Source organism: Candidatus Nitrosacidococcus tergens (assembly GCF_902810445.1).
GTDB lineage: Bacteria > Pseudomonadota > Gammaproteobacteria > Nitrosococcales > Nitrosococcaceae > Nitrosacidococcus > Nitrosacidococcus tergens.
In genome coordinates this window covers 465,835-490,392 of sequence record NZ_LR778175.1, presented here as the reverse complement: position 1 = coordinate 490,392, position 24,558 = coordinate 465,835, and the positions used below count along the sequence as shown (strand labels likewise).

23 protein-coding genes and 1 pseudogene are annotated in these 24,558 nt (G+C 37.2%); 5 read left to right on the top strand and 19 right to left on the bottom strand.

What is annotated here, in order from left to right; genetic code table 11:
• Positions 1-3 precede the first annotated feature (3 nt).
• The 13 genes from NSCAC_RS02500 to NSCAC_RS02440 all read right to left on the bottom strand — a co-directional run bounded on the left by NSCAC_RS02500 (position 4) and on the right by NSCAC_RS02440 (position 12,584).
• Positions 4-633 carry a sulfotransferase family protein gene (locus NSCAC_RS02500; RefSeq protein WP_197744857.1) on the bottom strand — a complete coding sequence of 210 codons (630 nt, stop codon included), beginning with the start codon at positions 631-633 and terminating at the stop codon, positions 4-6.
• Positions 634-636: 3 nt separating this feature from the next.
• Complete coding sequence (locus tag NSCAC_RS02495) at positions 637-1,851, bottom strand: ABC transporter ATP-binding protein (RefSeq protein WP_197744856.1); 1,215 nt, start codon at positions 1,849-1,851, stop codon at positions 637-639.
• 11 nt (positions 1,852-1,862) lie between these two features.
• Positions 1,863-2,666 (bottom strand): ABC transporter permease, encoded by an 804-nt coding sequence (locus NSCAC_RS02490; RefSeq protein WP_197744855.1) that lies wholly within the window; start codon positions 2,664-2,666, stop codon positions 1,863-1,865.
• Between the two features lie 8 nt (positions 2,667-2,674).
• Positions 2,675-4,225: a fused MFS/spermidine synthase gene (locus tag NSCAC_RS02485; protein WP_197744854.1), complete on the bottom strand. Its 1,551-nt coding sequence runs from the start codon at positions 4,223-4,225 to the stop codon at positions 2,675-2,677.
• Between the two features lie 30 nt (positions 4,226-4,255).
• A complete protein-coding gene (locus tag NSCAC_RS02480) occupies positions 4,256-5,200 on the bottom strand; it encodes an FAD:protein FMN transferase (protein WP_197744853.1) in 945 nt (314 codons plus the stop codon).
• A gap of 12 nt (positions 5,201-5,212) precedes the next feature.
• Positions 5,213-7,948, bottom strand: a complete 2,736-nt coding sequence (locus tag NSCAC_RS02475) for a DUF3570 domain-containing protein (protein ID WP_197744852.1) — start codon at positions 7,946-7,948, stop codon at positions 5,213-5,215.
• On the bottom strand, positions 7,935-8,174 hold the full coding sequence (locus NSCAC_RS02470) for a DUF4266 domain-containing protein (RefSeq protein ID WP_197744851.1): 240 nt from the start codon (positions 8,172-8,174) through the stop codon (positions 7,935-7,937). Before NSCAC_RS02470 ends, NSCAC_RS02475 begins: the two co-directional genes overlap by 14 nt.
• Positions 8,175-8,220: 46 nt before the next feature.
• The gene (locus tag NSCAC_RS02465; RefSeq protein WP_232085969.1) at positions 8,221-8,724 is read right to left on the bottom strand and encodes a TlpA family protein disulfide reductase; all 504 of its coding nucleotides are present in this window, start codon (positions 8,722-8,724) and stop codon (positions 8,221-8,223) included.
• Positions 8,725-8,738: 14 nt separating this feature from the next.
• Positions 8,739-9,179 carry a hypothetical protein gene (locus tag NSCAC_RS02460; RefSeq protein WP_197744850.1) on the bottom strand — a complete coding sequence of 147 codons (441 nt, stop codon included), beginning with the start codon at positions 9,177-9,179 and terminating at the stop codon, positions 8,739-8,741.
• 162 nt (positions 9,180-9,341) lie between these two features.
• Positions 9,342-9,788, bottom strand: coding sequence for a hypothetical protein (locus NSCAC_RS02455; RefSeq protein WP_197744849.1), 447 nt, complete (start codon positions 9,786-9,788; stop codon positions 9,342-9,344).
• A gap of 9 nt (positions 9,789-9,797) precedes the next feature.
• Positions 9,798-10,604: a HEAT repeat domain-containing protein gene (locus NSCAC_RS02450; RefSeq protein ID WP_197744848.1), complete on the bottom strand. Its 807-nt coding sequence runs from the start codon at positions 10,602-10,604 to the stop codon at positions 9,798-9,800.
• Positions 10,605-10,846: 242 nt separating this feature from the next.
• On the bottom strand, positions 10,847-11,635 hold the full coding sequence (locus tag NSCAC_RS02445) for a hypothetical protein (RefSeq protein WP_197744847.1): 789 nt from the start codon (positions 11,633-11,635) through the stop codon (positions 10,847-10,849).
• 193 nt (positions 11,636-11,828) lie between these two features.
• A complete protein-coding gene (locus NSCAC_RS02440) occupies positions 11,829-12,584 on the bottom strand; it encodes a hypothetical protein (RefSeq protein WP_197744846.1) in 756 nt (251 codons plus the stop codon).
• 323 nt (positions 12,585-12,907) lie between these two features.
• Between NSCAC_RS02440 and NSCAC_RS08800 the strand changes: the two are divergent.
• Together NSCAC_RS08800 and NSCAC_RS02430 are read left to right on the top strand one after the other, a co-directional pair.
• Positions 12,908-13,084, top strand: a pseudogene (locus NSCAC_RS08800) (DUF29 domain-containing protein).
• Positions 13,085-13,349: 265 nt separating this feature from the next.
• Positions 13,350-14,033 (top strand): BamJ family beta-barrel-assembly machinery protein, encoded by a 684-nt coding sequence (locus NSCAC_RS02430; protein WP_197744845.1) that lies wholly within the window; start codon positions 13,350-13,352, stop codon positions 14,031-14,033.
• A 52-nt stretch (positions 14,034-14,085) separates the two neighbouring features.
• On the opposite strand, the gene NSCAC_RS02425 is transcribed toward NSCAC_RS02430, so the two are convergent.
• Positions 14,086-14,688 (bottom strand): arylesterase, encoded by a 603-nt coding sequence (locus tag NSCAC_RS02425; RefSeq protein WP_232085968.1) that lies wholly within the window; start codon positions 14,686-14,688, stop codon positions 14,086-14,088.
• Between the two features lie 13 nt (positions 14,689-14,701).
• Here NSCAC_RS02425 and NSCAC_RS02420 point away from each other — a divergent pair, with 13 nt between their 5' ends.
• Positions 14,702-15,406 (top strand): ABC transporter ATP-binding protein, encoded by a 705-nt coding sequence (locus NSCAC_RS02420; RefSeq protein ID WP_197744843.1) that lies wholly within the window; start codon positions 14,702-14,704, stop codon positions 15,404-15,406.
• A gap of 12 nt (positions 15,407-15,418) precedes the next feature.
• Entirely contained in the window at positions 15,419-17,908 is a 2,490-nt protein-coding gene (locus NSCAC_RS02415) for an ABC transporter permease (protein ID WP_197744842.1), read from the top strand.
• Between the two features lie 298 nt (positions 17,909-18,206).
• On the opposite strand, the gene NSCAC_RS02410 is transcribed toward NSCAC_RS02415, so the two are convergent.
• The 4 genes from NSCAC_RS02410 to NSCAC_RS02395 all read right to left on the bottom strand — a co-directional run bounded on the left by NSCAC_RS02410 (position 18,207) and on the right by NSCAC_RS02395 (position 22,948).
• A complete protein-coding gene (locus NSCAC_RS02410) occupies positions 18,207-18,809 on the bottom strand; it encodes a hypothetical protein (RefSeq protein ID WP_197744841.1) in 603 nt (200 codons plus the stop codon).
• Positions 18,810-18,957: 148 nt separating this feature from the next.
• Positions 18,958-21,075, bottom strand: coding sequence for a TonB-dependent receptor (locus NSCAC_RS02405; protein WP_197744840.1), 2,118 nt, complete (start codon positions 21,073-21,075; stop codon positions 18,958-18,960).
• A gap of 73 nt (positions 21,076-21,148) precedes the next feature.
• On the bottom strand, positions 21,149-22,345 hold the full coding sequence (locus NSCAC_RS02400; RefSeq protein WP_197744839.1) for a hypothetical protein: 1,197 nt from the start codon (positions 22,343-22,345) through the stop codon (positions 21,149-21,151).
• Positions 22,346-22,363: 18 nt separating this feature from the next.
• Positions 22,364-22,948, bottom strand: a complete 585-nt coding sequence (locus tag NSCAC_RS02395) for a HupE/UreJ family protein (RefSeq protein WP_197744838.1) — start codon at positions 22,946-22,948, stop codon at positions 22,364-22,366.
• A 297-nt stretch (positions 22,949-23,245) separates the two neighbouring features.
• Here NSCAC_RS02395 and NSCAC_RS08880 point away from each other — a divergent pair, with 297 nt between their 5' ends.
• A complete protein-coding gene (locus NSCAC_RS08880; RefSeq protein ID WP_269474127.1) occupies positions 23,246-23,371 on the top strand; it encodes a hypothetical protein in 126 nt (41 codons plus the stop codon).
• 125 nt (positions 23,372-23,496) lie between these two features.
• Here the strand turns inward: NSCAC_RS08880 and NSCAC_RS02390 are convergent, their stop codons facing one another.
• Positions 23,497-24,402: a hypothetical protein gene (locus tag NSCAC_RS02390; protein ID WP_197744837.1), complete on the bottom strand. Its 906-nt coding sequence runs from the start codon at positions 24,400-24,402 to the stop codon at positions 23,497-23,499.
• Positions 24,403-24,558: the final 156 nt, after the last annotated feature.

Below are 24,558 nucleotides of genomic sequence, written 5' to 3'. Positions count from 1 at the left end.
TAATCACAATTTCTGTCTTGAACCATCAAAACAGTAACCATGAAGACTAATTTCAGTAGCAAAAATATCTTGAATTTTATGGGCCTGCTCTTCTGTTAAAATATCTTGGTAAAATCTATAATCGGTACGATATTCAGATTTTGCCCCTACACCTAGAGATCCATAAAAAGGGATATCCAATTTTTTAAATACTTCTCCTAATCCTGCAATTAAATCTTCATAATAAATAATTTGATCCACAATAATTTGTGTAGGATCTTTCGGCTCTGTATACCGAGGAAAATTAACAGGAAACACACCAGTGGCTAAAAACTCATCGAGGGTTAGATTACCATTGACCCTAAATTTAGCCATATGATAATAAGAAATCATTTTATCCCAAGGATTTCGCTCTACACAAAATTTAAAATAATTTTTCCAAGTTTGCTCCCCTATTTGATCACGAATTTCTGCACTGGTCATACGATTATAGAAACCTTCATGGTTTCGAGGAACATGAGGTGTTACAGGTGGATAAATAGGGGTGAAAATATCAGAATCAGCACAAATTTGAGAGAGAAAAACTTCAATGCTGGTGCTTGCTGTTTTTCCATTTTTTATAAAAATAAATTTATATTTATGGGAAATGACCATAAGTCATTGTATGCAAGTTAACTGTAAATTATGGAATCCAAGTAGAGTATTGTCCTTTGGAGAAAAAACATCAAAACTTAATGCACCTGGGATTTTATGCAAAATAAATGTATTTTTTTCATCTCGACGATCTTCTAATCTTAATGTAATAAAGTATTTTCCCTCATTAAAATAAGCTGGTAGCTTGATAGTTAAAGTAATAGGTTGTCGCTCTTTTATAAAAGTACTCAATGAAAACCATTGTCCACCAATACCTACTAGGTTTCCAGCTTGAATTACTACAGAGAGGGTTGGGGATTTTACAGGAGCATTTAATTGGCAAATTACTGTAAAGACAATCTCATCTCCATAGTTAAAAAAAGCCTGATTATTCCCTGTAGTGTTAAAGTGATCTGAAATAATTTCTCCTTCTTGAGTACCGTAACCTCCTTGGCTTTTTTCCTGAATTGCAGTGATCTTATTTTTTGTTGAAGTATTTTTAATCTGTTTTGCACGAACATCCATAAAATAGGATTCTGCAATTTGTTCGGCTTCTCCTTCTGTCTTTTTTTTCCCTTGTTCTAAATAGATGGCACGGCAACAAAAAGACTTAACTGCACTCATATCATGGGAAACAAATAGTAGGGTAACCCCTTTAGTAATTAATTCCTGTAAACGATTACGGCATTTAAATTGAAACACTGCATCCCCTACTGCTAGGGCTTCATCAATAATAAGAATTTCCGGTTCAAGACAAGTAGATACCGCAAAAGCAAGACGCATCGCCATACCTGATGAATAGGTTTTTACAGGTCTATCAATGAAGTCACCTATATCTGCAAAATCAGCAATTTCAGTAAATCTCTTAGAAATTTCGCTGCGGCTAAATCCTAAAATTGCACCATTCAAAAATATATTCTCTCGACCAGTAAACTCAGGATTAAAGCCACTGCCTAACTGCAATAGAGCAGCAATTCTACCACGAATAGTAATCTTCCCAGAGCTAGGAGTTAGGGTGCCTGCAATCAGTTGAAGTAAAGTACTTTTTCCTGCTCCATTTTGCCCTACAATTGCAACGGATTCCCCAGAGTATATTTCAAAAGAAATATCTTGCAATGCCCAAAATTCTTGGTAAAGCTGCTTACGATTTTTAAACCAAAGCTGTAGCAATCTATCTTGAGGTCGATGATATAAGTGATAACATTTACTTACACTATCTACCTTAATAAGTGGCATCATAGATGCAGCCCTTATAAAATATCTGCAAACCCTGGGCGAACTCTTTGAAACCAAAAGTAACCCAGCACAGCTACTAAAGAAGCAATTAGCAAATAAATTAGGTAATCCTTAAGCAAAAGCGGATCTTTACCTAAAAGGCAACTACGTATTTGCTCAATTACATAAGTAAGTGGGTTGATACTTAAAATAGTTTGAAAGGGCTGAGGAACTGCACTGGCTGGGTAAAAAATAGGAGAGAAAAATAAAAGCCCACTGCTCATAAAACTTACCAGTTGATTTATATCTCTAAAGTAGACAGCAATCGCAGCAATCAACCATCCTAACCCTAGTGCAATAAGGCTTAAAGGAAAAATGAAACAAGGAATATAAACAGCAGAGATTCCAACACCACCATGAGTCAGCACCCAAGCAGCAATGAGCAATAGAAAACTAATGCTGGTATGGAAAAGGCTAGATCCTAGAGTAACTAGAGGCAAAATTTCAAGGGGGAAAACTACCTGCTTTACATAACTTGGGTTCCCAGTAATTAGAAAAGGAGCTCTAGTAATACATTCGGTAAGTAATCCATGGAGGATAAGTCCTACAAAGAGCATTAAAGAAAAATCAAAGGTGGTTTCTGCCGCTAGTCCTTGGCGAGCTTTAAATACTATCCCAAAGACAAAAGTATACATTATGAGTGAAAACAATGGATTTAATAAAGACCATAAAAATCCAGCAAAAGAACCACGGTAACGCCCTGCAGTTTCACTCCAAATTAGCTGAATAATAAGCTCTCTATTTCTTATAAACTGCTTAAATGGAGTAATAAAAAACATAAGGCTAACTATCTTATTAAAAGATTAGTACCTAACCAGCCAATTAAGGTAGATCGATAATAATTCGCTTTCTTAGTTTGTAGGTATGCTAAGGGATGAAAATTATCTGTTAATATGATTCCCTTTGCTTTGTCTATCGTAAATAACCGTTGTTTCAACCATGCTTTTTGAATAGAATGAAGAGATTTTTTATTGAGGTTAATAAAATTATTAATTGTGGCTAAAAAAATAAAATCATTAAAATCTTTACTGGGCTCAGAAATAAAAACGGTTTGATAAGGGAAAACCTGATCTATAGTCTTTGCAACAGAAGCAAGGGCAGAGTTTTTACCCCCTTCTGCAAAGGCTACAAAATTAAGTACAAACATTCCTTGCTCTGAAAGTAAAGATCGTAATTGATTAAGAGCCTCTACAGTAAGTAAATACTCAGGCTCTGCTCCTCCAGTGAAGCAATCATGAATAATTAAGTCATAAGCACCTTTCAAATGACGGATTTTGTAGCGGGCATCACCTATTATTGTTTTTCCAGTAGGCATAAAATCAAAATAATCGGTTGCAGCTTGAGCAACGGCAGGATTAATTTCTAAGGTATCTACCATAATTCCATATTGGCTTTTCAGTACTGTTGCCATATGACCTGCTCCTTGTCCTATAAGCAAAGCATGTTTGATAGCGTGCTTAGCTAACAGAGGAAGTAAAGGGACAATATTCTGATACGCTAGCCTATTTTGGCCATTATGGATACTAGCTGCTCCAATTATAGAAGAGTCAGTAGCAAGCAAGCGAAGATCCTTTTCTGGTTCATCAATAACTCTTACCCAGCCATATAGGCTTTCTTGCGTAGATAAAATTTTAAATGAATGTCCTCCAGAGTGTATAGAGCTGTTACGATGAACATTTGTTAGCCCTAATATTCCAATAGCTACTGCGGTAATAAATATTATGGATAGGAAAAAAATATAGGTCTTTGATTTTTCCCTTTCATAAAAGATCGTAATCCCTGAAAGGATAAGTAACACTACCCCAAGTCCGATTAAGATCTGATAAGATCCAACTCTAGGAAATAAATAAAACCCTAAAAATAAAGTACCTATAACGCTCCCCAAGGTACTTATACCATAAACTGTGCCAGCACTGGTACCCACTTCCTCCAATACAAGGGAGGATAAACGAATGGCCATGGGACTGACCATACCTAAAAAAACTAAGCAAGGGGAAAACAATATCAATGCACTTAAAAAAGCACCCAGCTGTAACTCAAAAGAATCAGTAACAAGTAATACGGGACGAGTAATCCAAGGAATTAAAAAAATACATAATGCAACACATGCAATAACTAAAGATAAATGAGATTTTTTGGCTTGATCAGCCCAATAACCCCCAATAAAATATCCTCCAGCAAGTGCCAGCATAGTCACTGAAATTAAAGCAGACCAAACATAGAGACTGGCCCCATAAAAAGGGGCAATAATTCGGGTACCTAATAATTCTACAATCATCACTGCAATCCCTACCAAAAACACGGTGAGATACAATCTTATTTTTTCAGATCTAAGCATGAAAGGGATTTTTATAACCTTATTATTTAATTAAGAAACTATAGCAACAGCGGATATATTATTATTTTCAATAAGCGATAAGTTATTTAAAGTACCTCCAGTACTGTTTTTAGAATCTACCCAAAAATAAGACAGTCCTAAGTTTTTAAGCCATTGCTTCCCTTCTTCTTCTTTTAGCATAGCAATGGTTGAAGCACTACCAGCTACTACGCATAAATCATTGACTACTGTCACAGCAATTAAATTTTGTACTGGCCAGCCTGTTTTAGGATTGAGAATATGACCATAACGAACCTCGTTGAATAAAAGATAACGCTCATAGTCTCCACTACTGGCAACAGCTCCTTGATGAAGCAGCACTTTACGGATTGCTACCCCTTTTTGTTCTGGATGGCGAATTCCGATACACCAAGGATTTCCATCTACTCTTGGACCAATAATTTTAATATCACCCCCTAGATTAACTAATCCCCCTTTAATCCCTGCTTGTTGTGCTAATGCAGCTACCCTATCTGCAGTATATTCTTTGACAATCCCACCAAAATCTATCTCCATGCCTGCTAAAGGGAATATCAATACAGGAGGTTCCCATCGTAACTTTTCCCAACCAATCCTATTTAGTAATGCTTGAATATCCCTATTGCTAGGGATAATACCTGACTTAAAGTTCCAAGCCTGACGTAAAATCCCGGAGGTAATATCAAATAGACCATCACTTTGAACATAGCAGGTGGCTGCATAGTTAAGTAGCCCTTGAGTTTCGTGATCTACAGAGATATGCCCTCCAATAGCTGCAACTTGATTGATTTGAGAAAGAAAACTCTTTGGTTTATAACGAGAATAAAGATTTTCAATCCGATTTATATCTTCAATAATTTGATTGATTGCTCTTTCCGCTTTTATTTTACTTTTTGCATAGATCTGAAGCTCGCAAGGACTACCCATAGCTTTAAAGTGGTGGTGATAGAGCTTCATACGAAGATAGGGTTAAAAATCAAAGCCCCAAGTAGCAAATATAGATCCCACTTTCGAAAGCTGATAACCATTTACATTTTGATAAACTGGCTGTAACCATTCAAGACTTAGATGGTTACCTTTAAGAGTTCCCTCTTGAATTGCTGCATTTAGACCAAATCCTACATCCCAATATTGGCCCCCATAATTTGTGGGATAACGATCTGGCATGGCTCCTACTGTTTGGACTTTCTCATTAAACTGCCCATTTATAGCACCTTGCATCGTATACATACCCCGAGTTGAAAAAGAGAGCCAATTGAATATATCGTAGCTACCCCAAGTCATCGCTTCAAATCGATCTCCTAATCCATAGCCTGAGGAATTTCTGCCTGTACGTACAATTCCATTGAATTGACTACCCCAAGACCAGCGATCTATATTACCGGTATAAGTTAAACTAGGTAAAAAATCCCAAGTACCACTACCCAGTTGCATGTCATATTCATAAAACAAGGCTTGACCAAAAAATGGGCTGGTGGTGTCGGTTTCTTGATCATTTAATGTAAGCCCTGAATGCCCAGTAGGAGCACTTAGCCCAGTAGTAAGATGAATATGATGTTGTGCTCTCGGTACCATTTGATGGGGAGAATCATATAATCTCCACAGCGCTAGAAACTGGGTATCACCAATCCCTCCAGTGGCTTCTCTTAAAACACCACTGGGCATAATCATGCTGCTTTGTCCTGGAGTTACCTGAGGTGCGCCTGGTATATTTTCCATAGGCATTTGCATATCCATAAATGAAGGCATAAACATTAAAGTTGCCCAAGAAGTAGGGGCATACATGAATTCAATCATTTCCATACTCATATCCATATGCATGGGTGCCATCCCACAAGTAGCCCCATTAGAACCACATCCGTTATTCATAATATCTGTTAAGCTTGCGGGTTGAGTGCCATGGAGCATAGCACCACCGCTAGGTGGTTTCCAGCCTTCATGAGTATATCTAAGACCTACCATAAGTTGCCCAGGCTCATCAAGCATATGGGCATACATTACTCCGGCGGGGATATTATGCCCTCCGTGCCCACTATGGTTGCTACTATGATGAGCAGATAAGATACCACCAGGTCGTGCTAAAGCACCCAAATCCATATTTATGGAAGCATTAGTGGCATAATAGCTAATATCGGCAAAATTGCCGACACCACCACTTCCTAGTTTCAGGTCTCCTTGAAGGCGATAATAATTAAAACTTCCTGCAAGGGTGACTCCTTCAGTAAACTGTTTACTCACCGATAACCCTCCACTAATTACGCCATAGCCAGATAATCGATAGTCACTAGAGAAGTACTGAGGAGTAGGCAAAGTAGCTTGATTATTTAGCGCATCAGTTAGCGATATAGGGGTTTGAGAACCAATAAAATAAGGACTATAAAAACTTGCAGCACTTTGACTGTAATACCTAACATTAGGTGTCAGCGTCCAACCATAGCCTACCGGCTGTGCCCATGAGGCTCCAAAAGTACTTGCATTAATATCCCAAGTATCATGAAAAAAGCTATAGTTTAACTTTAACGCAGCTTTTGGCTTTTCAAAAAAATGAGTATAGCCAAACTTCCAAGTAAACTGATCTCGAAGATCAGGGCGATTATCATAACGACTATAGGTCCATGCAGTACCTGGGGTAGTTAAAGGAATAAGGAAAAGGGCTTCTTTATACGGATCGGAATTGTATCCAGCGTTACGAAGATAGATAAAATCTGCATCAAAATAAGAATTTTTATCTAACACTTGAGAAACACCTAAATTTAGAGAAATATCGTGCCTATCTTCATTTACATATACAGACCAATCAGGGAAATCTGGATTTGTTGGTGTTTGAGCATTTACAGGTGCTGACCCTAATCTAAAAGGGAATCGATCTGCAGTAATACTGTTGTGCGTGTAACTTACATTCCAATTAAAGGTGGTATGTTTTTGGTTAAAATCCCATATTTCACCAAAACGAAAATACTGAGAATGAAAATCCCTTTCATCTGAATCTCCCCCACCAAGATTAAAAGTAATATCATCATTCCATCGGTAAGATAAGGTGAAATCTCCCTGTTTTCTGGTTTCTGGAGAAGCCTCTGCCATTACGTTGATCACCTCGCCAGTCATTAATTGATCAAACGTATTAGGAATGGTCGCTAACCCCTGACCAGTTTGCGTATCAAAATTAACAAGCCCTTGTTGAATATTTAAAAATCCAGAAGCACCTGATTCTGCATTTGGATTCCATCGTGTTACTGCTGCAGGCGCAGAGGTAATTTCAGTTGCACCAGACCATGTATCTTGAATAAATTGTGCAACAAAAGTGAGTCTATCAGAAAGATTTACTTCAGCGGAACCATGAATACTGTCCACATGAATCGTATTTTTTTTCATTCGAAATTGGCTAGGCGTATTATTTCCTTCTCCAAAATGATTATATTGAATACTAAAATTTCCACCTTCTGGGTGAAAATTGTTTAGATCCATAAAATCATCAACAAAATTTGCACCTTGCACTGGAAAGCCTATTAGGCCAGATAAAGTTAACCCGGTTGTGGCCAGTATTCGTAAAGGAGTAGTTTCAGCCTCTACTCTTGATTCGTTTTTACTCTTATCACTTAGCGATCTTATGGATAATCCCGGTAGGGATAATGCAGCAGCTGTTAAAGCCTGCAATGTATCATCATGAGATGGTTCTATGGAATTTAATCCTTTAATAACAACCACAACCGCCTCCAGTGGTATTGCTTCCACCTGCTGCTGACTCTCTAGCACTGGTTACTTGCTGTTTTGCCGCATCTTGTAATGGATGAGGGGCTGGATTCATTTGAAACCGAGCAAGATTACCTCGCTCCCATGGAGCGACTTGGCTACAACCTGAGATAATGCTAAATAGGAATAAAAATAGTGGTATCACAAGCCATATTCGGCTTATATATTTATGTTTTTTCATAAATTACAATCCATCCAAATAATTTAGCCCCTGTCTCAGTTCATGGTTACTGCTTGAGTAATGCTTGCTTTACTGAATCTTTAATCTCTTTAATATCACTAGACATAAACCCAAGATGGGTATGATAAATCGTGCCACTCCTATCAATAATAAAAGAAGAGGGCATCCCTTTTAGAGCAAATGCTTTGGCACATTGCTGCTGTGGATCAATCATCACTTTAAAATCTACAGGCATTTGATTTAGAAATTGTTGGGCATCTTCTAAATGTTCATCTACATTGACTGCCAAAATGTGCAATCCTTGCTCGCTATATTCATGATGTAGCTCATTTAAAAATGGAAAAGATTTTAAACAAGGAATACACCAGGAAGCCCAAAAATCTAGATAAATTACCTCCCCTTCTAATTGATTTAGAGTGACCTGATCGGAATTTCCAATAGAGGTAAATGAGCAGCTGGGCACTTGCTCATTATTTGTAGCACCCAGCCCGATAAAAGGAAAAAAACTTACTAAGATATAGAGAAATCCTAGTTTCCAATATTTCATCATAATACTTAAATGAGTTATTGATCTTGAATCGTCTGCAATGCAGTCCCAGTATGACCACCCTCTGCAGATTTACAATGGTAAGTTAATTTATAATTTTTAACGCCGTTTTTTAGCTTATGAACAAATACATTATAAGCACCATTAGATCCGATAACAGCTGCTTTTGCCCCCGGTTGATCATCTAACCTATTTGGATCAGAAGCGGTGGCTACTGTTTCGTTAAACACCCCTACTGCACTTATCTTTCCTCCTCCTTGAGTAGTAGTTCCATCATATATGGAGAGCTCAAGTTTACCGGTAGCCCCTCCTTGATCAGAAGAGCATTGTACTAAAAAGTAATCACTCGCTGCTGCATCCTCACCTAAGGTACCAGTTTGATCATGAGCGATGACTTGGGTAGTCACCCCTAGAGTAAATAAAATAACAATCCTATTCCAAAACATAAATTCTTTCATTGTGTGCTCCTATTTATTTTTTTGATAATATTCAAATAGCTAAATTCTGTTGGCTTTTCTGTTTCCTTTATTTTTTAAGTTAAACGAAAAAATTCGGGATAAGCAAAGAACCTTATCCCGATACACTAGGCAGAGAGTAGCAATAAGTACTAATAAAGCTCATTACTGATCTTGAACAGTTATTATTGAGGTACCCGTATGGACACCCTCAGACGATTGGCAGTGATAAGTCACATTGTACTGTTTAACGCCTTCTTTCAGTTTGGTTACAAACATCGTATAAGTACCATCTGTTCCAGGCTGAAGGAGGCTTGCCGGACCACCAGGCATTGGAGCACCTCTAACTGGAGCAGAAGCACTTATAGCTACTTGTTGAAATTGTCCTGTTACGGTTAGTTTTCCTCCTCCTTGAGTAGTAGTTCCGTCAAATATTTGTAAATAAAGCCGTCCTGTAGTTCCACCTTCGTCAGTAGAGCATTGAACTAAATAGTAATCAGTAGCACCTACTGGATCTCCTAGGGATCCGATTTGATTATGAGCTGCTACTTGGGTAGTTAACCCTAAAGTGAGCAGCACAACGACTATATTCCAAAGGATAAGTTTTTTCATGGCTTACTCCTATTTTCCATATGCATTATTTGAAATTTGCTCTAATTTCATTTTTGCAAAGTTTTGTACTGCTACACTGGTATCTTCTAGGGCAGTTTGCAGTAGATAAGTATTCTCTGTATGGCTAACCGCCATCAGACGAACATTCATATTTTCATCATTTAGCGCCGTACTCAATATAGAATCAAGATCAGGGCTGCGATTTTTAGCTAATCCAAAAATTGCCTGTGCCCTTACTTCCGGATTAGAGTCTTGTAATGCCGTTTTCATTACCTCCCTAATAGGCTCACTTGCTTGATCAGTAAGGGCAAGGCGGGCTAAGGCGGATTTTCTTTGGCTTGGATCAGAAGAATAAGTGAGATCAGCAAGATGATTGATCTCATCCAAAGATAAATTAAGGGTTCCCTCAGAAGACAGTTGAGTTAAAGAACTTTTACTCGTGTTTTCCTCTTTATTGCAAAGAGGTAACTGATTTTCATGGGAATCTTCTGGTAGTTTTACCCCTTTTGAATTGCTGAGAATCCATATTTGGGATATTTGAGTAAGATGGGAAGGTAAATGAGTGGCTTCTTGAGGATCATATTGATAAACAAGATTAATATCCTTTCCAAGGGTACACTTCAATACGATAAGCGGCATGCCAGTACAGTTTGCACTAATAAGTTGATCGCTCTCTAAAGCACTATGGATATATACTCGAGGATTGCTTTGCTCTTCAATAATCTTGAGCACTTGCTCTAAGGGAGCTTGGGTAACTTCTAGATGTATGATATTGCCACCTACTGGAGAGGGTACTTCTTCTCCGAAGCTACTCATAGCGTAGATCAGCAATCCTATTGTAAATAGCAGTCTCAAATTCATAACCTAAATTCTATCTGGAGGTACAAAGCCTTTAAACTAAACTTTTTAGTTGAGCAAAAATTATGCCATATCTATTTTAGTAAATAAAAACAATTAATTATAAATTAATTGCTCTTTGAGCCTTAAGTGTTTTTAAGGGATTTGACATAATGCTATTACCTAAATTTCCGTGAAATAGCGTATCTTTCTTGCCTATTCTAGGGGGTAAATCCATCCATGGGTAAATAAGTATCTATGGCATCATCTGATGGTTGTATCGCAACAACTTGACCGTCTCCACAGCTGGAAGGAAGTGGGTTATTTTTTAAATCCCGCGTAATGATTAAAGTAGGCCAAAACCCTAAAGTACCGGTTGCGATTCTATCAGTTTGATTAAACGTTGGCGTAGTATTGCCAATCCAAATATTATTACGACGGTTACCTGTCTTATGAGTACACCAGTCTACAATGCCAATACGTATATTCAGCTGAGTTGCACAGGAGGTGGGCTGAAATGATACCCCTGCTAGTCTAAAAGGAATCGTACCTACTAAATCTAATTGCAGCTCACCATCTTGACCTTGAGGAGTCGTATCACTATTTGAATAATGAAATCCACGAACATTACCATTAGCATCTGTTTGTACTTCATGAATATCAAATAGATTCTTATCTTGCATCCCTGTAGGAACAATGGTTAATGCTCCACCCGTAATAACACTAGTTATATCAATAGGTTGACCTGGGGTGGTTGCAGTAAAAGCACCAACTTCGGAGCTAGGAAGGACAGTAGCCACAGCATCTGATCCATTGGGAAAAACCATAGATTCAGCAATAACTGGAAGTTTTGATTTAACCCCAGATTCACAGCCATGGTTAATGACATCGGCAGTGTATAAAGTGGTTCCTTCAACCCCAGCAGCTGTAATGGTAGTATGAGCTATGGCTATTAGGCTGATACTATATAGAATAAGTCCGCTGAAAAATAAAATTGTTTTTTTCATCATTATGTAGTGCTCCTATCCATATTTACTAGTTTTATCTTAATTGAGTACTTCTACTTAAATAATTAGTAAATACATTAAGCAACAATTATGCCAATATAATTTTATCTCATTAAATCAATAGACTTAATGAAATCAGCGGATGATTACCCTTTAGTGTATTCAGTGAAATCACGTATTTTAAAATTAGACCTTTTTAAGGGATAAACCCCGGTATAGGTAAATACTGATCTATGGATGTATCTGAAGGCTCCATAGTTATACTGTAGCCTTCTCCACAGCTTGGGGGCAATGGATTGTTATCTACATTCCGACTGATAGTTAAATTAGGCCAAAACCCATCTGGAATTTTATCTGCTTGATTAAAGGTAGTGGTAGCATGACCAAACCAAGGGTTATTTCTGCGATTACCCGGTTTTTGGGTACACCAGTCTACAATTGCAATATGTACATTAACTTTATTAGCACAAGATTCAGGGGTAAAAGTTACCCCAGTAAGTGCAAACGGTACAAGTCCTTTTGTATCTAACGGGAGATTGCCACCTGTGGCACTATTTTCAGAGTTTGTATAGTGAAATGCTCGTAATACTCCGCTACTGTCTCTAATCTGCTCAACTTGGTCAAAAATATCTTTATTTTGGATGAGGGTTGGATTAATAATCCCATGAGAATGCGCCCCTCCTGAAAGTACATCCCCTAAATTAACGGCTTCTTGATTAGGATCATCGCTACGATAAACTAAATCGTCTGGACCATTAGGAAAAACTACTGATTGAGCAATCACAGGAAGCATTTCTGGTTTAGTTCCATACTCACAGCCGTGGGAAATAGCATCGGAAGTATTTAAAGTAACCCCTTCTACCGCATTATCAGAAATTGTAGTATGTGCCATTACAGCTTGGCTAAGAGCATAAAATCCAGCACATATCATAATAAAATTATTTTTTTTCATAAATTCTCCTTGTTTTATAGAAAAACAGAACTATATTGACTATATTAGGTTTTATTTTTTTAAAATTTTTAATTTAAAAGCAACAAATGTGCCAAAAATAACAATTATTTAAAAAATAATAAGTTAGAAAAAAGTAAGTAAATATATAAAAAATAATTACGCTATTTCACGTATTTTTTATGAAAACTCAGGGAAATAACGTATTTTTAAAGATTAAATTATTTTTTAGGAAATCTTAGATAAGCACCTATGAAATCGATTTTTACGCTTAGACCCAAGAGACTGCTGCCCTTCTGAAACAGAGAAAATTTACCGAGCTAGACTTGGATGCCTTAATTGAAGAGATAGAAACTATGGGAAGAAGTGAACGGCGAGAGCTTAAAAATTGATTAGCAGTACTTCTGATGCACTTACTTAAATGGCAGTATCAACCTACCTATCGATGCAAAAGTTGGCGATCTGCTATTTTGACTCAGCGTATGGAACTAAAAACGTCCTAGATGACAATCCTAGCTTGAACCCTCAATTTACCCACTTATTAGGATGAATCCACATTTCCAGCAGCATTCAGTCAAACAGGTTGGCGTTGGGAGCAAATTCTAGATCAGGATTTTTATCCCGAAAACTAGCTGATCTCTAGTAATTTATAGTTAATTTTGCAAATTACGCTTTAGACTCTTATTTAAGGTTATGCCACTATAGAATAGTTAAAAAACAACTTATCTACTTTCAAAAAATTAATCTAATCCAAATAGACAGCCAAATATGAAAATACCAAAGCAAATACTATTATTTTTATTCCTTATTCTTTCTCTTGGCTTAGAAACTCCGTCTTTTGCAGGAGATTTAGATACCGATAACCAAAAGATGAGTTATATTATCGGCTATCAACTTGGTCATAGTATGGAGCAGCAAGGAATTACTATAGATAAAAAAGCACTCACACTTGCAATTGATGATGCAATGCAAAAAATACCTGCTAAGGTGAGTCCAGAGGAAGCACAAAAAGTGATGACGACACTTCAAAAAAAAGAAGAAGAGCAAAAAGCACAACAGGCTAAAACAAATAAAGAGCGAGGAGAAGTTTTTCTTAAAGAAAATAAAACTAAACCCGGGGTAGTCACTTTACCTAGTGGATTACAATATAAAATTTTACAAGAAGGGAAAGGGAAGATTCCTACTGCTAAGGATAAAGTAGAAGTTAATTATCGAGGTACCTTAATTGATGGCACAGAATTTGATAGCTCTTATAGTAGAAATAAACCAGTTACTTTTAAGATAGATCAGGTCATTAAAGGCTGGCAAGAGGCATTATCCCATATGCCAGTAGGTTCTAAATGGCAAATTTATGTTCCTGCGGATCTTGCCTATGGTCCACAAGGCGCAGGTCATTTTATTGGTCCAGATGAAACTTTAATTTTTGATATTGAATTACTTGGAATTAAATAAAACATATAAAAATAAGGGCAGTGATAGATTGCTACTATCACCGCCCTACTATCTAGCTATTTTTCAGTAAAGGTACCAAAGCAGGCCAAACATTATTTAACATTATTCCTTGGGCTTCAACTTTAGGATGAATTCCATCTTCTTGAATAAGCTCTGGATGAATGGCAATATCCTTTAGAATAAAAGGTGCAAGAGAAATATCATATTCTTTCTCTAATTTAGGAAAGAGTGCTTCAAATGCCTCAGTATATTTAGGTCCATAGTTAGGGGGGATTCTCATTTTTACTAAAAGTACTTGGATATTCTGTTTTTTAGATTGCTCAATAATTCGAGAAAAATTCTCTTTAACCTCTTTTAAAGAAATTCCCCGTAATCCATCATTACCACCAAGCTCTATAATTATTATCTTAGGTTGGTATTTCTCTAATAAATCATTAACACGTGTTAGTGCCCCTCGGGTAGTCTCTCCACTCACACTAGCATTGACTACTTGATGAGAATAACCTTCGTTTTGTAGTCTTTTTTGCAACTGTGTGACCCAGCCTTGATCCAAATTAATGCCATAGCCAGCACTTAAACTATCGCCTAAAACTAAAATTACGGGTTGCACCTGAGCATGAATAGCTATAGGCTGAAGCAGTAAAATAGCGATCAAACTGAATTGAAATATGAAAGATAATTTTATTATTCGCACAGAACACCTCATTAAGCGAGTAGAAACACCAGATAATTACATTTTAACTATTTTAAATGATATTAACTTTTCTCTTGCCTCTTCCCAAGCATTGGCTATTGTAGGTACTTCTGGTTCTGGAAAATCTACCCTACTTGGATTACTAGCAGGTCTTGACGTACCTAATTCAGGGCGAGTTATTTTAGATGGAATAGATTTACAAACATTATCCGAAGATGAACGGGCTAAATTACGCAATGAGCGAGTAAGCTTTGTTTTTCAAAATTTCCATCTTCTGCCTAATTTAACTGCCCTAGAAAATATTATGCTCCCCTTAGAACTAGGTCATCATACCAAGCCTAGAGAAGCTGCCTTGGCTGAAATTAAAGCAGTGGGTTTAGGTCATCGTATTGATCACTACCCTAACCAGCTCTCTGGTGGTGAACAGCAACGGGTAGCTATTGCCAGAGCCTTTGTTTCTCGACCTAAAATTTTATTTGCAGATGAACCTACAGGAAATCTAGATAATAAAACCAGCAATAAAATATCTGATTTGCTTTTTGAAATGAAGAAAACCTACGGCACGACTCTGGTTTTGGTAACTCACGATAGATCTCTTGCAAAGCGGTGTAATCGTACCCTTACTTTAGAAGAAGGTAGACTGAGTACTTTTTCTTCATGGAATCTGCTTAGGTCATAAAAAATAGTTGATATGAAATCCCTTCCCCTTTCTCTTATCACTCTAAAACGAGATTGGCATTCAGGTGAAATAAAATTAATTGCCGTAGCCTTAATTATTGCTATTAGTGCGGTGACCACGGTCAATTTTTTTGTGGATCGACTCCAGCAAGCCATTGAAATAGAATCAGGTAGTGCTATAGGCAGTGATTTACTTATCGAATCACGCACTAGCCTATCTTCAGAATTTACAGAAAAAGCAAAACAACTAGAGTTACAGACCGCAAACACTCTTTCTTTTCGCACCATGATGTTTGTGGATGATAATTTACAACTAGCAGAAGTCAAGGCTGTAGAGAAACCCTACCCCTTACGAGGACAGTTAATGATAGGAGATTCTCTTTTTGATCAAGCTGTAAAAACTAAAATAATTCCCTCTTCAGGTACTGCTTGGCTTGATCCACAGCTTGCCCAAGCCCTCAATATGGAAGTTGGTGATACTATTGAGTTAGGAGAATTAACTTTAAAAATCGAAAAAATCTTACTGCTTGAACCTGATAGGGGAAATCAAGTGTTTAACATTGCCCCTCGGTTGATGATTAATTTAGCTGATACAAAGGGTACAGGATTACTATTACCAGGCAGCCAAATCTTCTACCGTTTACTGTTCGCTGGTGCTCATCAAGATATTCTCAGTTATAAAAAATGGGCTAAAGATCATCTTCCAGAAAAATCAAAGATGATTAGTGTTGATGATCGCCGCTCAAAGTTACGATCTGCTCTTGATCGTGCGCGTCAATTTTTAACCCTTGCGGCACTTACCAGTGTATTTCTAGCTGGAATTGGGATTGCCATTGCAGCAAGACAGTATGCCCTTCGCCATCAAAGTAACAGTGCGATTATGCGCGCCTTAGGAGCTAGCCAAGGGTTAATCATTCGTATCTATACTTTAGTTATGGTATGGCTGGGGCTTATTACTGGCTTTACTGGGGGCGGCATTGCTTGGGTTGCCCAACTGGTGCTTTCCCACTACAGCAGTCAGATGTTAGGTAGTGAGCTTCCTCCAGCTTCGCTAGTACCAATTTTTACTGGAGTACTTACTGGATTAATCGCTCTTCTTGGTTTTGCTTTACCCCCTTTACTCCAGCTTAAATCAGTATCTCCTTCTCAAGTATTACGCCATGATGAAGTTGCACTTCGGCAAAATACTTATTTATCTTATCTTGGAGCAATTGTAGCTATTGGGGCATTAGTCCCTTGGCAATCTGGTCAGCAAGCATTAATTTTATATTTACTTATCGGTAGTTTCTTTATCGCTAGTATTTTAACAATCACTCTATGGCTGCTCATTAGAGGCTTAAGAAAATTCCAAGCTAAAAAAGCGGGCATTGGATGGAGCTATGGTATTGCTAATATCGCACGAAGAGCGACAAGTAGTACAATCCAAGTAGTTGCTTTAGGACTAGGAATTTTGGTGATGCTATTACTCACCATTGTTCGCACTGATTTACTCATGAGTTGGCAAGCTGAATTAGCCCCCGATACTCCTAACTACTTTATGATTAATATTCAACCTGATGAGTTAGGGAAAATAGATCATATTTTCGATCAGCACCATCTAACTAAACCTCAAATTTACCCTAATATCCAGGGTCGATTAATTGCCATTAATGATGAACCAGTACGATCAGAGCAGTACAAAAATCATCGAGCCCAACACTTAGCTGCCCATGAATTTCATTTAACCTGGACTCACTACCTACAAAAAGACAATAAAATCATTGCAGGTCGTTGGTGGTCAAAACCTGAAGAAATGTTTGATCAATTTTCGGTAGAAGAAGAATTAGCCCATACCTTACATATCCACCTAGGAGATGAGCTTACTTTTCAAATAAACAATCAAAAAGTAACAGCTCCAGTCACCAGCTTACGCTCTGTAGAATGGAATTCGTTTAATCCTAATTTTTTTGTGATTGCCTCTCCTGGATTACTTGATTCTTATCCTAGTACTTATATGACTAGCTTTTATCTACCTAAAGATAAAAAATCCCTGCTCACTGATTTTGTAAAAATATTCCCTAGCGTAACTATTTTAGATGTACAGGCCTTAATGGAGCAGCTAAGAATTATTATCAAGAAAATTACTTTAGCGGTTGAGTTTATTTTTACCTTTACAGTAGCTGCTGGATTCATTGTGTTATTTGCTACTATTCAAGCTACCCATCGAGAGCGACGTTATGAAAGCGCGGTATTTAAGGCATTAGGAGCCAGTCGGGGTACTATTTTATGTGCTTTAATGGCAGAATTTATGGCATTAGGAGCAATTGCTGGTGCCATTGCTGCTCTAGGAGCTATAGTACTAGGGCATTTTGTCTCTGTCCATGTACTTCATATGACTTATCACTTTAATGGCTGGTTACTCATCATTGGATTATTGGTAGGGAGTATTGGGGTGTGTATTGCCGGGTTAATAGGTACTCGATCTGTGATCAATACTCCACCTCTTGAAACTTTACGGCTTTAAAATAAGCTATCTATTACTTATAACTAGAAACAATTCTTACTAATTTTATCGCTTAGTTGATCTTAGAGATAGGTAGACTTTCTATGTTGGGGAAGGAAAAGAAAATCGAGTATTTAATCATATTTATGATGAGCAGATCTCAAAAAAGAAAAAAAGAGGAAGCTAGCTCAATGAAATACACTCATGACTAAGAGATTATGCTATTTAATCTTTTAAAGCTGAGAAGTACTAGGTGAGATATAGTATCTGATATAACAAATCACTCTTCGAAATAATCCTCATAAAAATGATCAATACTTTATTTATCCTTTTGATTTACCATATCATCCCACCTAGGACCTTCATATACTAAGCTAATATAGCTCGCTAGCTTCACCATTCTTTTAAGATCAAGGGTTATATGGATATTTGTATCATTAAAGGCAGTGGACCATTTATCACACCACTTACTAGGGAAACACTGGGAAGAATCATCAAAATGACTTTTTTCTAAAATAGAAATAGGGTTACCATACTTTTTTATAAGAAGATTTTTCAATTCACGATATTGACTTTCTCCTATCTCTCCTTCCTGATCATTTTTTATGATTTTTGAATACATCATTATTTTTTGCAATCCCAATTTTTTATCAAAAAGAAGTGAGTAAGAATCAGCACGAATTGCAGGAAGTTGCTCAGGTAATTTCTTTGATGAAAAAATATTAATATTTTCGTAAGTTTGAGAATGTTCTAAAGTTACTCCTAATTCTTTAACTTGCTTTTCAGTTATTCCCCACTCTAAACCAAAAGGGGTATCATCTGACATCAATGCAGGAGTATCCTCTGCCCTTAGTGGAATTACCCAGAAATTTATGACTAACTCGATGGTAAGGCAGAGTAATTTAAATTTAACTTTATTCATTTTTATACTCCTTGCATTTGGTAAGTGTTGTTATTTATAAGTAAATTAGAGTTACAACTCTAGTTTTACTTGTGTAAATAAGTAAATCACATAAAAACTCCTACTTCTTATACCAAATGAAATGGTATATAAAAACTCTGTATAGTTTTTAAAAACGATAATAAATATTACCTCGAAACGCTCGAGGGATGACCGGATGAAATACAGTGCCTGATACAGCCGCTTGCCCTTGAAGACGATAATCATAAAAATAACCAATATCCCAATCCTGGGCATTAAGTAGATTGAGCACATCTAAAGATAACCCCCATCGCTCGCTTTTATAGCCTAGCTTTAAATTCACTAAGGTAGTATCTTTTGCAAAAACATTCCCACTACTCAGTTCTGTTAGTGGAGAATCGCCGAAATGACGCAAGCGAATAGCACCGAAAATATTTGGGTTAGTCGGCCAATTTGCAGTCACCCCTGCACTAATGACTCGCCCCATGGAGTTTGGCACTGCATCTCCATTAATAAACTGGGCTTTTGAAAAGGAAAAATCTGCATCTATGGTAAGCCAATCAAGGGGGCGGTAATAATTACTCCACTCTACACCATAACGATTACTTTCCCCAGAAGGTTCATTAGTACCTTCATCTCCATCAAAAACCAATTCAGAATCCAGATTAAGGTACCATAAAGATACAGTGGTAGTAAGTTTGGGCAGCCAGCTGCTTCTTACCCCAACTTCTGCCCCTTTAGAGCGAGCAAGCGGAGTTATTTCTTCGGTATCAGGATCACTAGGTTCTACTATCTCTCGAGCGTCATTACTGTGGAAATCATAACCTGCATTTAAGAAGTATTCAGTCTTTGCCCAAGGACCAAAAATAAGACTAAACTTTGGACTAGCCATAAAGGTAGCCACATCTCCAGAATTTTCTGGATTAAGTAGACCTGTCACATCGAAATTATAAAAATCACCCCTAAGTCCTATGACTGAGCGAATTTTATTTGTCCATTTAACTAGATTCTCTCCATACCAACCTATACTACTTTGGTAGACTCGATCGTCAGCAACTGCATTTAGTCGCTGACGAGCACGAGTATGAAAAATGCCTACTTCACCAATATGATCATGACGAAATTGCATGCCAACCGTATTAGTAACTTCTCGTCCATTCCAATCTAAAAACCAGCTATGTTTTCCATTAGCACCGGCAACCCAACGTCGCCCCCTCTGATTAATCTGATCTCCATTAATAGGATCGTCTAAAAAATAGGTAAAGTTAGAATATAAATTAAGATCATAATAATAACCGTAGGCATTAATTTCTGTAGTAGTACTATCCCCATCATGAAGCCAATTTAATCCTAAGGTATAGCGATCGGTGATGCCACCATCGGTGGGATCAACACTCCCATATCGAGAGATCAACCCATCCTCTACCGCTTGAAGTGGGATTTGATCGGTAGAATTCCAATTTGCATGATAAGCATGGGCTTTTACTGAGAATTTTTGCTGATCATCTCCTATCGTATACTTAAATAGCCCTTTATAAAATCTAGCATCATTAGGGGTAACCCAAGGGCCATTTTGAAATTTAAATTCCCCTGCATAGAGAAAATCCCCACCTCCTACAGTGCTAGAATTAGCTAATACTGCACGATAGTAATCAAATTCGCCTAGTGTAAGAGAGGCAATCCCTTGTGGTAATCTATCAAAAGTACGAAATGCAGCACTACCTGCCGATGAAAAATCTCCTACTTCTGCATAGTAAGGCCCTTTTTTAAATTCAATATCTTCTACTAACTCTGGAATCATGCCATTTAGATCTAAATAACCTTGACCATGGGCATGAGAAGGTAAGTTTAAGGGGATACCATCAATACTTGCAGCAAAATCAGTGCCATGATCCAAATTAAAACCTCGAAGAAAATATTGATTAGCTTTTCCAGGCCCACTATGCTGAGTGACCATCATCCCCGGAATAACTTCTAATAGTTCTCCAGGTCTTAGTAAGGGGCGTTGCTCTAATTGGTGGTAATCCACATGGCCTTGAGAAGCTGTGTTAGCAATCCCAGTTAAATCAGCACCCCGACCCCCTGTAACTGTTATTTTTTTTAAAGACTTAGTGTTGATTTCAGTTTCAAACTCAGTTTCAGTTTCTATCTTATTTTCTTTTTTCTTAGAAGAATCTGATAAAGATTCAGCAGCACTTCCATTACTCCACCACAATAGAATTCCAAGTAATAACCAAACTGGTATATTTTTTGCGAAAAAAATCATGATTTATTTAAATAAATTTAATGAAAATTAATGTAAAAAAGAAAAGGCTGCATACAAATAATATGTATGCTAGCTAGCGGAATTGGAACTGAAATCCTAACCCAAAAGCACTCACTTTAGGACCAGTAATGCCAGATGTCCAAACTCTTCCTTTAGTATTAATATCTCCGTATTCATAAAAAAGGGAAACTCGAGCATCATGACCATCAATCACATAATTTACTCCCGCTTCAATTTCATCTCGGTTGGAGCTATTGAAAGGAATATTATCGGTCCAACGTACATAGGGTTGAAACTGGCCGATAAATACTTTTTCTGAAAAAAGATAAAGGGCAGAGGCAGTATAGGCATTACCTTCAAAAATGCAAAAACAGGTAGGATCTGCTAGAGCAGTAGGAGTAAGTCCCGGAGCAAAGTATTTATATTCTCCGTTAAAAGTAAAAACTCCTTGATTAGATAATACTTTTTCCAAGAGAATATCTACATCCATTCCTAAAAAATCTGTGGGATTTTGCGTTGTACCTGCTCCATGAGCTTGATATTGAAAAGAGCTACCTATGGTAAGAATATCTCCTTGGGTACCATAATAAGTACTGCTAAGATAATCTCCTGGATTCTGCTCTACGTTCCAAAAATTATAGCCTATTCGTGCTCCCACCAAAGGGCTAGTGGCGATATGATGAAGACCTTTAAATAGACCAAAAATATAAGTAAATCTATTTTCTGAACCTCCAGATCCCCAAATATTCATCCCATCATCTCGAGCAAATTCTCCATCTATCCGATGTTCAGTAGAAAAATCAGAAGGATAAAATGCAATTCGTTCAAACTCAAAAATATCTTGAAAAAAAGGGCCAGCTAATTCACCTCGATCAGAGGGGGTAATCATGCGTCCTAACCAGAGGTTAAAAGCATCAGTAATATCAAATTTTAAAATACCATCAAGTACCTGAATATCTGCGCTTTGTTGGCAGTTAGCACACTCTGTATTAAATTCAAATTTGATATATTTATGAAGTTGACCATTGACATAAATACGCCAGTTATTCATAGTAGCATCGGTAGACCATTGACTTTGAGGAAGATTATTTATAGCCTTAAAGCTGGTTTTCACTCCGCCGCCTATGCTGATATTTCGATACTTATCATATTCATAATGAAACCCGTCTAAGCCAGAAAATGCCCATCCAGGAGCAGAAGTACCTAGAAAAAGTGAGATAAAAAAGAATAATAAAGCACGATGGCAGCATTTGCTGCCATTAAAAAACATTGATAAAAACGGGCTATATTAGGTGGTTAATAGCCACAATCCAGCACCTACAGAAAATACACCTAAAATTCGAGTAAGTGCTGCAAAACGGGTAGGCATAAAATAGGCTAGTCCATAGCCTAAACTATGAAGTAGGGCAGTAGCTAGAACAAAACCAAAAGCAAATCCTGTTGGATTATCTAAAGTAGGAATTTCTATACCATGGGCATAACCATGATTAATGGCAAATAGCGCGGTAATTCCTATGGAGAGAAACAGAGGTAGCTGTATCGTAAGAGCAACAAATAATCCTAGAGCAAGTACAGATACGGCAATGGCATTTTCAACAAATGGTAAAGTAATATTAAAGTAAATTCCAAGCAACCCCCCCAATAGCATAACGGATATAAAAGTAACTGGGATAGCCAATCGAGTTTTTCCTTGCTGTTGTGCTGCCCAGAGACCCACGGCAAACATCGCCATGAGATGATCAAAGCCGGTAAAGGGATGTAATAGCCCGTGGAAAAATCCTATAGATTCGTGATCAACGTGTCCAGGGTGTGGCCAAATAGTACCAGAAAATAGCAATAACCCTAGAAAACTAAACAGGTGTTTAATATTCATAAAAGATTCTCCCTAGTTTATTTTTATGTCTTACAGTGCAGTCATCAGTATTTGACTAGGAGATTTCCAAGCCATGAATAGTTTATTTAAAGAAGGATAGCATAATTACTTACTTGTTCTAAATGATAACTAGTAAATCTTTATAGATTAAAGAGATAGCGTCATCAGCAAATAAGATTTCTACTGTTGCTTCCTTTTTTTCATAGGTAATTGAACCCATTAGGATTTAACTACCCTAATGTTGCCTTTGATTGTTAATTTTTAGTAAGTAAAATGCCTAGTAGGTAACGATGAACAATGGCAAAAACTAAGCACCATGAGATGGTGGTAAGCTATAGCTCTAAGCAGATGTATGTACTAGTTAAAGTACCTTTAAATCCATATCAAAGTGAAAAAGCAGCTTACTATAATGTTCTACTTTAGTGGTATAGCTAGTAATAGCTAACAATCTAATAAGATCTTAGCTAAATAAAATAGCTAGAAATTGAGAAGAAATTAAAGAGCTGTCGCTAAAAAAGAAGATAGGATTTTTTGTTGGCAGTTTTTAATCAATTCATAGTAGCGATATTCGGGTCGATATATTTAAAGAACCAATCTCTAGTTTCTGTAAATTTAGGATGATTCTTCCATATAGCAATATCTTGAACCCAAAGAAATCCGTAGCGGCAAAAATATAATGCTATTTGCTTTATTTCGGGAAAAGAGAACATATCTTCTCTACGATAACGATCAGCCAACCAATAATAGCCGAGAATTTGATCAAGGCTACTAGCTAGCATCGTATCTCTAATGGTTGTTTTAAAATCTACAAGCATATCACCAGCAATAAGATCTACATCTGCGCCTCCGACTAGCGTTGATACTTTTCCAAAATCTGGATTAAGCAATATCGTTTTGCTTTTTATTAGCAAATCAAATGGAACAATAGACAGAAGATCTAGCAAATCTTCTATATCTTCTTGGTAAATTTCTTGAAAATGAGGGCTTAGTTGCCAAGCACGATATATCGAATCAAGGTTAGCAAGGCGAATAGCGTGACTAGCTATATTTACCTGATCAACCCTAGTTGGTTCTCTAGTAGATATGTACTTAGCAACAGCGGCCTTAGCCTCAATAACAGTATTGCCAGCAATTTGGCTAACTTCCTCAGGAGGGATATAGAGATGATCGTCTACGCCTTGCAAAAGATCTAAATTAACTGTCATCCCATTTTCTCGTTCACGACATATCATATTGGCTGCTAATTCAGCAATCCATAGCCTATTGATTGAAGTAGGCACTTGTCTTTGAAGCTCAAAACGTAAAAAATAATCAAAAGCGGTACCTATAAGCGTATACCGCTTACTTCGTGGATTTACTTTAAATGATACTGGTATCTTTCGCGACATTTTAGGCCGAAGTACTTTTATCTTTGCAATGACTTCTGGGCGACTTATAAGACTGGTTAAACTCACTATAAACTTTATCGACTAATGCGATAACCTTTAAATGAAACACCACCACTTAGGATCTCACTATCGGTCAAACTACTATACAAATTAACTGTTTGATTTGAATCTCCAGTAATCTCACCGGTAATAGTATTGTCTTGAATTTGGCTTAAAGTGATA

Bases quoted from the DNA above. Each gene is read 5' to 3' on its own strand.
- NSCAC_RS02410 (WP_197744841.1), bottom strand. From the start codon at position 18,809: ATGAATAAAGTTAAATTTAAATTACTCTGCCTTACCATCGAGTTAGTC.
- NSCAC_RS02480 (WP_197744853.1), bottom strand. From the start codon at position 5,200: ATGAAGCTCTATCACCACCACTTTAAAGCTATGGGTAGTCCTTGCGAG.
- NSCAC_RS02465 (WP_232085969.1), bottom strand. From the start codon at position 8,724: ATGATGAAATATTGGAAACTAGGATTTCTCTATATCTTAGTAAGTTTT.
- NSCAC_RS02445 (WP_197744847.1), bottom strand. From the start codon at position 11,635: ATGATGAAAAAAACAATTTTATTTTTCAGCGGACTTATTCTATATAGT.
- NSCAC_RS02455 (WP_197744849.1), bottom strand. From the start codon at position 9,788: ATGAAAAAACTTATCCTTTGGAATATAGTCGTTGTGCTGCTCACTTTA.
- NSCAC_RS02450 (WP_197744848.1), bottom strand. From the start codon at position 10,604: ATGAGTAGCTTCGGAGAAGAAGTACCCTCTCCAGTAGGTGGCAATATC.
- NSCAC_RS02400 (WP_197744839.1), bottom strand. From the start codon at position 22,345: ATGTTTTTTAATGGCAGCAAATGCTGCCATCGTGCTTTATTATTCTTT.
- NSCAC_RS02415 (WP_197744842.1), top strand. From the start codon at position 15,419: ATGAAATCCCTTCCCCTTTCTCTTATCACTCTAAAACGAGATTGGCAT.
- NSCAC_RS02470 (WP_197744851.1), bottom strand. From the start codon at position 8,174: ATGAAAAAACATAAATATATAAGCCGAATATGGCTTGTGATACCACTA.
- NSCAC_RS02460 (WP_197744850.1), bottom strand. From the start codon at position 9,179: ATGAAAGAATTTATGTTTTGGAATAGGATTGTTATTTTATTTACTCTA.
- NSCAC_RS02430 (WP_197744845.1), top strand. From the start codon at position 13,350: ATGAAAATACCAAAGCAAATACTATTATTTTTATTCCTTATTCTTTCT.
- NSCAC_RS02420 (WP_197744843.1), top strand. From the start codon at position 14,702: ATGAAAGATAATTTTATTATTCGCACAGAACACCTCATTAAGCGAGTA.
- NSCAC_RS02490 (WP_197744855.1), bottom strand. From the start codon at position 2,666: ATGTTTTTTATTACTCCATTTAAGCAGTTTATAAGAAATAGAGAGCTT.
- NSCAC_RS02485 (WP_197744854.1), bottom strand. From the start codon at position 4,225: ATGCTTAGATCTGAAAAAATAAGATTGTATCTCACCGTGTTTTTGGTA.
- NSCAC_RS02495 (WP_197744856.1), bottom strand. From the start codon at position 1,851: ATGATGCCACTTATTAAGGTAGATAGTGTAAGTAAATGTTATCACTTA.
- NSCAC_RS02500 (WP_197744857.1), bottom strand. From the start codon at position 633: ATGGTCATTTCCCATAAATATAAATTTATTTTTATAAAAAATGGAAAA.
- NSCAC_RS08880 (WP_269474127.1), top strand. From the start codon at position 23,246: ATGGCAAAAACTAAGCACCATGAGATGGTGGTAAGCTATAGCTCTAAG.
- NSCAC_RS02395 (WP_197744838.1), bottom strand. From the start codon at position 22,948: ATGAATATTAAACACCTGTTTAGTTTTCTAGGGTTATTGCTATTTTCT.
- NSCAC_RS02405 (WP_197744840.1), bottom strand. From the start codon at position 21,075: ATGATTTTTTTCGCAAAAAATATACCAGTTTGGTTATTACTTGGAATT.
- NSCAC_RS02440 (WP_197744846.1), bottom strand. From the start codon at position 12,584: ATGAAAAAAAATAATTTTATTATGATATGTGCTGGATTTTATGCTCTT.